General features: G+C 73.0%; 7 protein-coding genes. 6 read left to right on the top strand and 1 reads right to left on the bottom strand.

Features of this window, described 5'->3' with window-relative positions; genetic code table 11:
• Positions 1–174 precede the first annotated feature (174 nt).
• Positions 175–1,437 (bottom strand): cytochrome P450 family protein, encoded by a 1,263-nt coding sequence (locus LCE31_RS30770; RefSeq protein ID WP_225020143.1) that lies wholly within the window; start codon positions 1,435–1,437, stop codon positions 175–177.
• A gap of 260 nt (positions 1,438–1,697) precedes the next feature.
• Between LCE31_RS30770 and LCE31_RS30765 the strand changes: the two genes are divergently transcribed.
• The 6 genes from LCE31_RS30765 (at position 1,698) to ispG (ending at position 9,709) form a co-directional block, all read left to right on the top strand.
• Positions 1,698–2,444 (top strand): TetR/AcrR family transcriptional regulator, encoded by a 747-nt coding sequence (locus LCE31_RS30765; protein ID WP_308042332.1) that lies wholly within the window; start codon positions 1,698–1,700, stop codon positions 2,442–2,444.
• Between the two features lie 356 nt (positions 2,445–2,800).
• A complete protein-coding gene (locus tag LCE31_RS30760; protein ID WP_225020134.1) occupies positions 2,801–4,249 on the top strand; it encodes an aldehyde dehydrogenase family protein in 1,449 nt (482 codons plus the stop codon).
• A gap of 91 nt (positions 4,250–4,340) precedes the next feature.
• The gene (gene aroA / locus LCE31_RS30755) at positions 4,341–5,606 is read left to right on the top strand and encodes a 3-phosphoshikimate 1-carboxyvinyltransferase (protein WP_225020132.1); all 1,266 of its coding nucleotides are present in this window, start codon (positions 4,341–4,343) and stop codon (positions 5,604–5,606) included.
• A gap of 201 nt (positions 5,607–5,807) precedes the next feature.
• The gene (gene dxr, locus LCE31_RS30750; protein WP_225020129.1) at positions 5,808–7,070 is read left to right on the top strand and encodes a 1-deoxy-D-xylulose-5-phosphate reductoisomerase; all 1,263 of its coding nucleotides are present in this window, start codon (positions 5,808–5,810) and stop codon (positions 7,068–7,070) included.
• Positions 7,067–8,368 carry a M50 family metallopeptidase gene (locus LCE31_RS30745; protein WP_225020127.1) on the top strand — a complete coding sequence of 434 codons (1,302 nt, stop codon included), beginning with the start codon at positions 7,067–7,069 and terminating at the stop codon, positions 8,366–8,368. The genes dxr and LCE31_RS30745 overlap by 4 nt, the downstream gene beginning before the upstream one ends.
• A gap of 186 nt (positions 8,369–8,554) precedes the next feature.
• Positions 8,555–9,709, top strand: coding sequence for a flavodoxin-dependent (E)-4-hydroxy-3-methylbut-2-enyl-diphosphate synthase (gene ispG, locus LCE31_RS30740; RefSeq protein ID WP_225020126.1), 1,155 nt, complete (start codon positions 8,555–8,557; stop codon positions 9,707–9,709).
• Positions 9,710–9,839 lie beyond the last annotated feature (130 nt).

Raw genomic sequence — 9,839 nt, 5'->3', positions numbered from 1 at the left:
GCCCGGGTCCGCGCCCCCGCCGCCGTCCGCCTAGACCCGTAAGGACGCCGTCCGGACCCCGCCAGGACGCTGTCCGGAACCCGGACGCCGTCCGGACCCCGCCAGGGCCCATGCCCGGACCCCGCCCGGGCGGGGTCCGGACACGCTCGGCGGTCGCGGTCCGCCCCGTCACCTTCACCGTACGGGCGTGGGCCAGCGCACGGGCAGGGTCGCGAGGCCGTGCAGCAGGCTCGGCCGCCAGGTCGCGGAGCCCCGCTCCGGGTCCAGGGCGAGCTCCGGGCAGCGCGTCAGCAGCGCCCGCAGCGCGACGGGCGCCTCTAGGCGCGCGAGCGGTGCGCCGAGGCAGTGGTGGATGCCGTGCCCGAAGGTCACATGGCGCCGCAGTTCTGCCGGGTCGCGGCGGATGTCGAAGCGGTCCGGCGCGCGGAACGCGAGCGGATCGCGGTTCGCGGACGCGAGGGAGACGATCACGGTGTCGCCCGCCGGGACCGTCACGCCGCCGAGTTCCACGTCCCGTGCCGCGTACCGGAAGTTCGTGGCCAGGGTGGCGGGCTCGTACCGCAGGCTCTCCTCCACCGCCGCCTCCAGCAGTGAGGCGTCCGCGCGCAGCGCGGCGAGCTGGTCCGGGTGGCGCAGCAGGAGGTGGACCGCCGAGGAGATGAGGTTGGCCGTCGTCTCGTGGCCCGCGACGAGCAACAGGAAGGCCATGCCGAGGAGTTCCTCGGCGGACAGGCCCTCCTCGCCGTCGGCGGGCGTACGGGCGAGCGCGGTCAGCAGGTCGTCTGCGCTCCCGTGGGCGCTTCCGCCGGCGCGCCCGGCGGCCCGCTTGGCGGCGATCAACTCCGTCAGGTACGCCGCCATGTCCCGCTGGGCGGTGGCCGCGGCGACGGGGTCGGTCGCGGCGACGACCTCGGCCGACCAGCGCCGGAAATCGTCCCGGTCCGCGCGGGGCACGCCCAGCAGTTCGCAGATCACGGTGACCGGCAGCGGGAACGCGAGCGCGTCGACGAGATCGGCGTGGCCCGCAGGGAGCATCGCGTCGAGCAGTTCGTCCGTGATCCGCTCGACGCGCGGGCGCAGCGCCTCCACCCGGCGGCCGGTGAACTCGCGCGCCACCAGGCGGCGCAGCCTGGTGTGGTCGGGCGGGTCGGCCTGGAGCATGTTGCGGCCGACCGCGAAGCCTCCGTCGTGCAGCCGGGTGGCGGAGTGCCGGATGTCGTTGCACAGGCCGGGGTCGGTGAGGGCGGCGCGTACGAGGTCGTGGCCGAGGACGAGCCACGCGGTGGCGCCGTCCGGGAGCCGCACGTGCCGCACGGCTCCTCCCGCGCGCAGCAGCGCGTAGCGGGCGTGCGGGTCGGCGACGAAGCCCGCGGGGTCCTCGATCATGTCCACGAGTTCTGTCGGGTCTTCGGTCCTCGGCTGGTTCTGGCCGGGCATGGCACCTCCATACGGTGGGCGGCCCTGGATGGCTGGACCGCTCGGAAGCGGACTGCCCGGCAACCGGACTGCCCGGAAGTGGGACCGTCAGGCGGACAGGCAGCCCGCCGAACGGCTGGGCGGACAGGCGAGCGGACGGCCGGGCGAAGGAGCGAGCCCGGCGCAGCGCGGCCCCGATCAATCCGGGGAGCGCTCCCCGTTTCTCTTCGCACACGTTAGCAGAACCGGGGAGCGGTCCACGGTTGCGATACGGTGCGGTCGTGAGACAGGACGCGCAGCGCAGCAGGGAACGGGTACTGGCCGCCGCCCGCGAGGTGTACGCGGAGTGGGGCGTCGAAGCGCCCCTCGACGTCATCGCACGCCGGGCCGGGGTCGGGAACGCCACGCTCTACCGGCGCTTCCCGGACCGGGCCGCCCTGATCGAGGCGGTCTTCCAGGACGGCCTCGCCGCCACGATGGAGGCCGGCGAGGCCGCGCGGGCGGCCGAGGACCCGATGGCGGGTCTCACCGGATACCTGGAGCACGTGTTCGCGGGGCTCGCGGTCGACCGGGGCGTCACCGACCTGATGACCACGCGCCTGGCCCATGTGCCCACGCTGGAGCGGCTGCACGGACACAACGCCGAGACGCTGGGCCTCCTGCTCGCGCGCTGCCGCGCCGACGGAGTCGTACGCGAGGACGTCTCCGTGGCCGACGTGCTGTTCGCCCTGGCCGTGCTCGGCCGGGGGGTCCCGGCGGCGGAGGCGGCGAGGCCGGGGTCGTGGCGGCGGTTCCTCGCACTGTTCCTGGACGGCCTGCGTGCGGGCCCCGGCGCGGACGCGGACCGCGACGGCGGCGCCCTGCCGGGCACCCCGTACGACCCGGAGACCCTGCGCGACGCCCTGGGCGCCCTGCATGTCGCGGCCTCCGCGGCGCCCGCCCCCAGATCCGCGGCCACCGCCGCGCCCAAGGCCACTCCGCCGGCAACGGACACCGGCCCGGCGCCCGCGGACGGCCCGACGGACTGACAGGCCCGCGACGTCGCCGCACGGTCACACGGCCACGCCCCACGCCGCAACACCCCCGCGCCGCAAGGCCGTCAGGCCCTGCGCGGCGGCGTCACGCACCACGCCCTCACGCGCCAAGCCGCCGCGCCAGTGCCAAAGCGTAGAAAGCCGCGCTGCCACCACTACGCCACGGCCAAGCGACCGAATCCCCGCGCGGGCCTACCGTGTGGCCCGGGCGTTCATTGCCGCCCGCCGACGACGGCCCGCGCGCCGCCACGACCGCTGCCCGTTCGTTCGTGTCCTCCACATCCACAATCCGCGATCTTCTCCGCTACACCGCCATCACCTTCGCTACTCGGAAGGGCCGGGATCTTCCCATGTCGACCTCCACCCACGCCTTCTGGCTCGCGGGCCGCCGGGCCACCGGCGAGTCCACGCTCGATGTCACCTCCCCCTGGGACGGCCGTCTGGTCAGCACCGTTTCCGTGCCGACCGACGCGCAGATTGAGGAGGCCGTCGCCGCCGCGCACGCCGTCGTCGACGAGTTCGCCGCCACCCCCGCGCATGTGCGCGCCGCCGCGCTCGACCGGGTCGCCCGGCGACTCGGTGAGCGGTCGGAGGAGATCGCCCGGCTGATCTCCGACGAGAACGGCAAGCCCATGAAGTGGGCCCGCGGCGAGGTCGGCCGCGCGGTGTCCGTCTTCCGCCTCGCCTCGGAGGAGGCGCGCCGCTTCAACGGCGGCGAGGCCCAGCGCCTGGACACCGACGCGGGCGGCACCGGGCGTCTCGCGCTGGTCCGGCGCTTTCCCAAGGGCGCCGTCCTCGGGATCGCGCCGTTCAACTTCCCGCTGAACCTCTGCGCGCACAAGATCGCTCCGGCCATCGCGGCGGGCGTGCCGATCATCCTGAAGCCCGCGCCCGCGACCCCGCTGTCCGGGCTGCTGATCGGCGAGCTGCTCGCCGAGACCGACCTGCCCGCCGGCTCCTGGTCGGTCCTGCCGGTGCCGAACGACCGGATGCCCGCCCTGGTCCAGGACGAGCGCCTGCCGGTGATCTCCTTCACGGGCTCCGACAAGGTCGGCTACGCGATCATGGATTCGGTGCCCCGCAAGCACTGCACGCTCGAACTGGGCGGCAACGGCGCGGCCGTGGTCCTCGGCGACTACGCCTCCGAGCAGGACCTCGACTGGGCCGCCACCCGCATCGTGGCGTTCTCCAACTACCAGGGCGGCCAGTCCTGCATCTCGGTGCAGCGCGTCATCGCGGACGCCTCCGTCTACGACCGCCTGGTGGAGAAGATCGTCGCCGCCGTCGAGGCGCAGGTCACCGGCGACCCGGCCGACGAAGCCACCGATGTCGGCCCGCTGATCAGCGAGGACGCAGCCAAGCGGGTGGAGAGCTGGACCGAGGAGGCCGTACGCGGGGGCGCGCGGCTGCTCACCGGCGGCAAGCGGGACGGCGCCGCGTTCGCCCCCACCGTTCTCGCCGACGTGCCGGACGGTGCGACGCTCGCCCGCGAGGAGGTCTTCGGCCCGGTCCTCACCCTCCAGCGGGTCGAGGGCGAGGAGGCTGCCTTCGCCGCCGTCAACGCGTCGAAGTACGGGCTCCAGGCGGGCGTCTTCACGCACGACGTGCAGGCCGCGTTCCGCGCGCACCGCGCGCTGGAGGTCGGCGGCGTGATCATCGGAGACGTTCCCTCGTACCGCGCCGACCAGATGCCGTACGGCGGGGCCAAGATGTCGGGCGTCGGCCGCGAGGGCGTGCGGTACGCGATGGACGACTACACCTACGAGCGCGTCCTGGTCCTGACGGGCCTCGCCCTGTAGGCCGCCGAGCAGGACCCCTGTCGCCGAAGGGCCCGGCAGCCCCGCCCAGGCCCTTCGGCGGGCACGGAATCGCGCACGGAATAATGGCCCCGTGACCGTCATCGAAATCCCCGGCTCCAAGTCCGTCACCGCCCGCGCCCTGTTCCTCGCCGCCGCGGCGCGGGGGGAGACCGTCCTGCGGCGGCCCCTGCACTCCGACGACTCCGAAGGGTTCGCCGAGGGGCTCCTGCGGCTCGGTTACGGAGTCGTACGGGAGGACGGGGACCGCGTCTGGCGGATCGCGGGCCGGCCCGAGGGGCCCGGTGTGGCCGAGGCCGACGTGTACTGCCGGGACGGCGCGACCACCGCGCGGTTCCTGCCCACGCTCGTCGCGGCGGCCCCCGGGGGCTCGTACCGCTTCGACGCCTCCGCGCAGATGCGCCGCCGTCCGCTCGGCCCGCTGACGAAGGCCCTGCGCGACCTCGGGGCCGACCTGACGCACGGCGAGCGCGAGGGGCACCACCCCCTGCGGGTCGACGCGCACGGCATCAAGGGCGGGCACCTCGTCCTCGACGCGGGCGAGTCGTCGCAGTACCTGACCGCGCTGCTGATGCTCGGCCCGCTCACCGAGGAGGGGCTGACCATCGACGTGACGCGGCTCGTCTCCGCCCCCTATGTCGAGATCACGCTCGCGATGATGCGCAGCTTCGGCGTCGAGGTCGAGCGCGCGGGCAGCCGCTTCACCGTCCCGCCGGGCGGCTACCGGGCGACGGACTACGACATCGAGCCCGACGCGTCGACCGCCAGCTACTTCTTCGCCGCCGCCGCGCTGACACCGGGCCGCGAGGTCACCGTCCCCGGCCTCGGCCGCCACGCGCTCCAGGGCGACACCGCGTTCGTCGACGTGCTGGAGCGGATGGGCGCGGACGTCGTCAGGACGGACGACGCGATCACGGTGCGCGGCCCGGAGCGGCTGCGCGGACTCACCGTCAACATGCGGGACATCTCGGACACCATGCCGACCCTCGCCGCGCTCGCCCCGTACGCAGACGGACCCGTCAGGATCGAGGACGTCGCCAACACGCGGGTGAAGGAGTGCGACCGGCTCGACGCCTGCGCGGAGAACCTGCGCGCGCTCGGCATCGGCGTTCGGACGGGCCCCGACTGGATCGAGATCCGGCCGGGGGCGCCGCGCGCCACCGAGATCGCGACGCGCGGCGACCACCGCATCGTGATGTCGTTCGCCGTCACAGGACTGCGCGCGCCGGGCATGACGTACGACGACCCGGGCTGTGTGCGCAAGACCTTCCCCGGTTTCCACGAGGCGTTCGGGGCCCTGCGCGACGCGTGGGCCGCCGACGCGCCCCCGGAGGCCTAGGAGGAGACCGGCCCGCGGGCGCACGCGTGAGGTAGCGGGCGCCATCCCGCCCGCCGGCGGCCGGTTGCCCGAGAGTCTGGGCCCGGACGGACCGAACACCCCGGGGCCAGATGCACCGGGCACCCCGGGACCAGCGCGAACGCCCCGGATCGGGTGGTGCCCGCCCCTCCGCTGTCGGAGCCCGCGGCGGATGGGGCAAGAATGGGTCCCATGAGCGACAGCCCAGCCCCTCTCGCGGACCCCCACATCGCCTTCGATCCGGCCGAAGGCCGCCGGGACATCGTCGTCCTCGGCTCCACGGGCTCCATCGGTACCCAGGCCATCGACCTGGTCCTGCGCAACCCCGACCGGTTCCGTGTCACCGCGCTGTCCGCGGCGGGCGGCCGGGTCGCCCTGCTGGCGGAGCAGGCGCGACTGCTCCGCGCCGCCACGGTCGCCGTCGCGCGCGCGGACGCCGTGCCCGCGCTGAGGGAGGCACTGCGGGCCGAGTACGGGCCGGGCGAGCCGCTGCCCGAGATTCTCGCGGGCCCGGACGCGGCCACCGATCTCGCCGCGTCCGACTGCCACACGGTTCTCAACGGCATCACCGGGTCCATCGGCCTCGCGCCGACCCTCGCCGCGCTGGAGGCGGGCCGCACCCTCGCGCTCGCCAACAAGGAATCGCTCATCGTCGGCGGACCGCTGGTCAAGGCGCTCGCGAAGCCCGGCCAGATCATCCCCGTGGACTCCGAGCACGCGGCGCTCTTCCAGGCCCTCGCGGCCGGCACCCGGGCCGACGTCCGCAAGCTCGTCGTGACCGCGTCCGGCGGCCCCTTCCGCGGCCGTACGCGGACCGAGCTGTCCGACGTCACGCCGAAGGACGCGCTCGCCCACCCCACCTGGGCCATGGGCCCGGTGATCACGGTCAACTCCGCGACGCTCGTCAACAAGGGCCTCGAAGTGATCGAGGCGCACCTGCTGTACGACATCCCCTTCGAGCGCATCGAGGTCGTCGTCCACCCGCAGTCGTACGTTCACTCCATGGTGGAGTTCACGGACGGCTCGACGCTCGCCCAGGCCACCCCGCCCGACATGCGCGGCCCCATCGCGATCGGCCTCGGCTGGCCGCAGCGGGTGCCGGACGCGGCGCCCGCCTTCGACTGGACGAAGGCCTCGGCGTGGGAGTTCTTCCCGCTCGACACGGAGGCGTTCCCCTCCGTGGGCCTGGCCCGGCACGTGGGGGCGCTCGGCGGTACGGCCCCCGCGGTCTTCAACGCCGCGAACGAGGAGTGCGTCGACGCGTTCCTGTCCGGCCGGCTGCCGTTCAACGGCATCATGGACACCGTCACCGAAGTCGTCGGCGAGCACGGAAACCCCGCCGGGGGAACCCGGCTCACCCTCCCGGACGTCCTCGAAGCAGAGACCTGGGCACGCGCCCGGGCCACGGAACTCGCCAGGAAGGCCACCGCGGAGGCGCGCGCATGACGATTCTTCTGACGGTCATCGGCATTGTGATCTTCGCCTTCGGCCTGCTGTTCTCCATCGCGTTCCACGAGTTCGGGCACCTGTCGACCGCCAAGATGTTCGGCATCCGCGTGCCGCAGTACATGGTCGGCTTCGGCCCGACGATCTTCTCGCGCAAGCGGGGCGACACCGAGTACGGCTTCAAGGCCATCCCCATGGGCGGCTACATCCGCATGATCGGGATGTTCCCGCCCGGGCCCGACGGACGGATCGAGTCCCGCTCCACCTCGCCCTGGCGCAGCATGATCGAGGACGCGCGCTCCGCCGCGTTCGAGGAGATGGAGGACGGCGACGAGGACCGCCTCTTCTACACGCGCAAGCCGTGGAAGCGCGTGATCGTCATGTTCGCGGGCCCGTTCATGAACCTCGTCCTCGCCGCGGTGATCTTCTTCGGCGTCGCGATGAGCTACGGCTTCCAGACCCAGACCACCGAGGTCGGCGGCGTCCAGAAGTGCGTCCTGTCGCAGAGCGACAAGCGCCAGACCTGCCGGCCGGGCGACCCGGTCTCGCCGGCCACGGCGGCCGGGCTGCGCAAGGGCGACAAGATCGTCGCCTTCAACGGCCAGAAGGTCGACGACTGGAACACGCTCTCCAACAAGATCCGCCAGACCATCGGCCCCGCCACGCTCACGATCCGCCGCGACGGCCACCAGCAGGTGCTGCACGCGAATCTGCTGAAGAACATAGTGGCCCAGAAGGACTCCAACGGGGACGTCGTCCCCGGCAAGTACCAGGCGGCCGGCTACCTCGGCTTCGCCGCCCAGACGAAGATCGTCCCGCTCACGTTCGGCCAGTCCGTCGACCGGATGGGCGGCATGATCGGTGACAGCGTGGACCGGCTGGTGGACCTGCCGGGCAAGATCCCCGGCCTGTGGGGCGCCGCCTTCGAGGGCAAGCAGCGCGACGCGGACTCGCCGGTCGGTGTCGTCGGCGCCGCCCGCATCGGCGGCGAGGTGATGACGCTGCACGTGCCGGCGGAGAGCCAGATCGCGATGATGCTGTTCCTGCTGGCCGGGTTCAACCTGTCGCTGTTCCTCTTCAACATGGTCCCGCTGCTCCCGCTGGACGGCGGCCACATCGCGGGCGCCCTGTGGGAGGCGCTGCGGCGCAACGTCGCCCGCGTCTTCTCCCGCCCGGACCCCGGCCCGTTCGACGTCGCCAAGCTCATGCCGGTGGCGTACGTGGTGGCCGGCCTCTTCGTCTGCTTCACGGCGCTCGTCCTGATCGCGGACGTGGTCAACCCCGTCAAGATCACCTGAGGCGCCCCGCCCGGCCGCCCGGCCGGTTTCCGCCCCGCGACGGCGGCCGGACATCCCGGTGTCCGGCCGCCGTCGTACGGGTGGACACTCCCCGGTGGTGTCACCCGCCGACGCGCGGTGGCGTAATCTCAGGTGCTGGAGCCCGCCGATCTCGGGACCAGGTCCACACTTGGGGTTGCACAGCAGATGACTGCGATTTCTCTCGGAATGCCGTCCGTTCCCACCAAGCTCGCCGACCGCAGGGTCAGCCGTCAGATCCATGTCGGTTCGGTGGCGGTCGGCGGTGACGCGCCGGTGTCCGTCCAGTCGATGACCACGACACGCACCTCGGACATCGGGGCCACGCTCCAGCAGATCGCGGAGCTCACGGCGTCCGGCTGCCAGATCGTCCGCGTCGCGTGCCCGACCCAGGACGACGCGGACGCGCTCTCCGCCATCGCGAAGAAGTCGCAGATCCCGGTCATCGCCGACATCCACTTCCAGCCCAAGTACGTGTTCGCCGCGATCGACGCCGGCTGCGCCGCGGTCCGGGTCAACCCGGGCAACATCAAGCAGTTCGACGACAAGGTCCGGGAGATCGCCAAGGCGGCGAAGGACACCGGCACGCCGATCCGCATCGGTGTCAACGCCGGCTCCCTCGACAAGCGGCTGCTGGAGAAGTACGGCAAGGCGACGCCCGAGGCGCTCGTCGAGTCGGCGCTGTGGGAGGCGTCCCTCTTCGAGGAGCACGACTTCCGCGACATCAAGATCTCCGTCAAGCACAACGACCCCGTCGTCATGGTCAACGCCTACCGGCTGCTCGCGCAGAAGTGCGACTACCCGCTGCACCTCGGGGTGACGGAGGCCGGCCCCGCCTTCCAGGGCACCATCAAGTCGGCCGTCGCGTTCGGCGCCCTGCTCAGCGAGGGCATCGGCGACACCATCCGGGTCTCCCTCTCCGCGCCGCCGGTCGAGGAGGTCAAGGTCGGCCAGCAGATCCTGGAGTCGCTCGGCCTGCGCCAGCGCCGCCTGGAGATCGTGTCCTGCCCCTCCTGCGGACGCGCCCAGGTCGACGTGTACAAGCTCGCCGACCAGGTCACCGCCGGCCTCGAAGGCATGGAGGTGCCGCTGCGCGTCGCCGTCATGGGCTGCGTCGTCAACGGCCCGGGCGAGGCCCGCGAGGCCGACCTCGGCGTCGCCTCCGGCAACGGCAAGGGCCAGATCTTCGTCAAGGGCGAGGTCATCAAGACGGTGCCCGAGTCCAAGATCGTGGAGACGCTGATCGACGAGGCCATGAAGATGGCCGAGCAGATGGAGAAGGACGGCATCGCCTCAGGCGAGCCCGAGGTCTCCGTCAGCTGACACCCCGGACGCCCGGAGACCCCGGTACGTGCCGGGGCGCGCGCCCCTGAGTCGGCCGGGTCGGACGGACGCCCGCGCACCGTGGTCCCGTACGGGTCCCGTGGCCCTCCGCAGGGGAGGCCGCGGGACC

It is taken from the genome of Streptomyces sp. 8L, assembly GCF_020176795.1.
Taxonomy (GTDB): Bacteria; Actinomycetota; Actinomycetes; order Streptomycetales; family Streptomycetaceae; genus Streptomyces.
The sequence above is the reverse complement of the archived record's forward strand: the minus strand, read 5'-3'. Positions and strand labels throughout refer to the sequence as shown.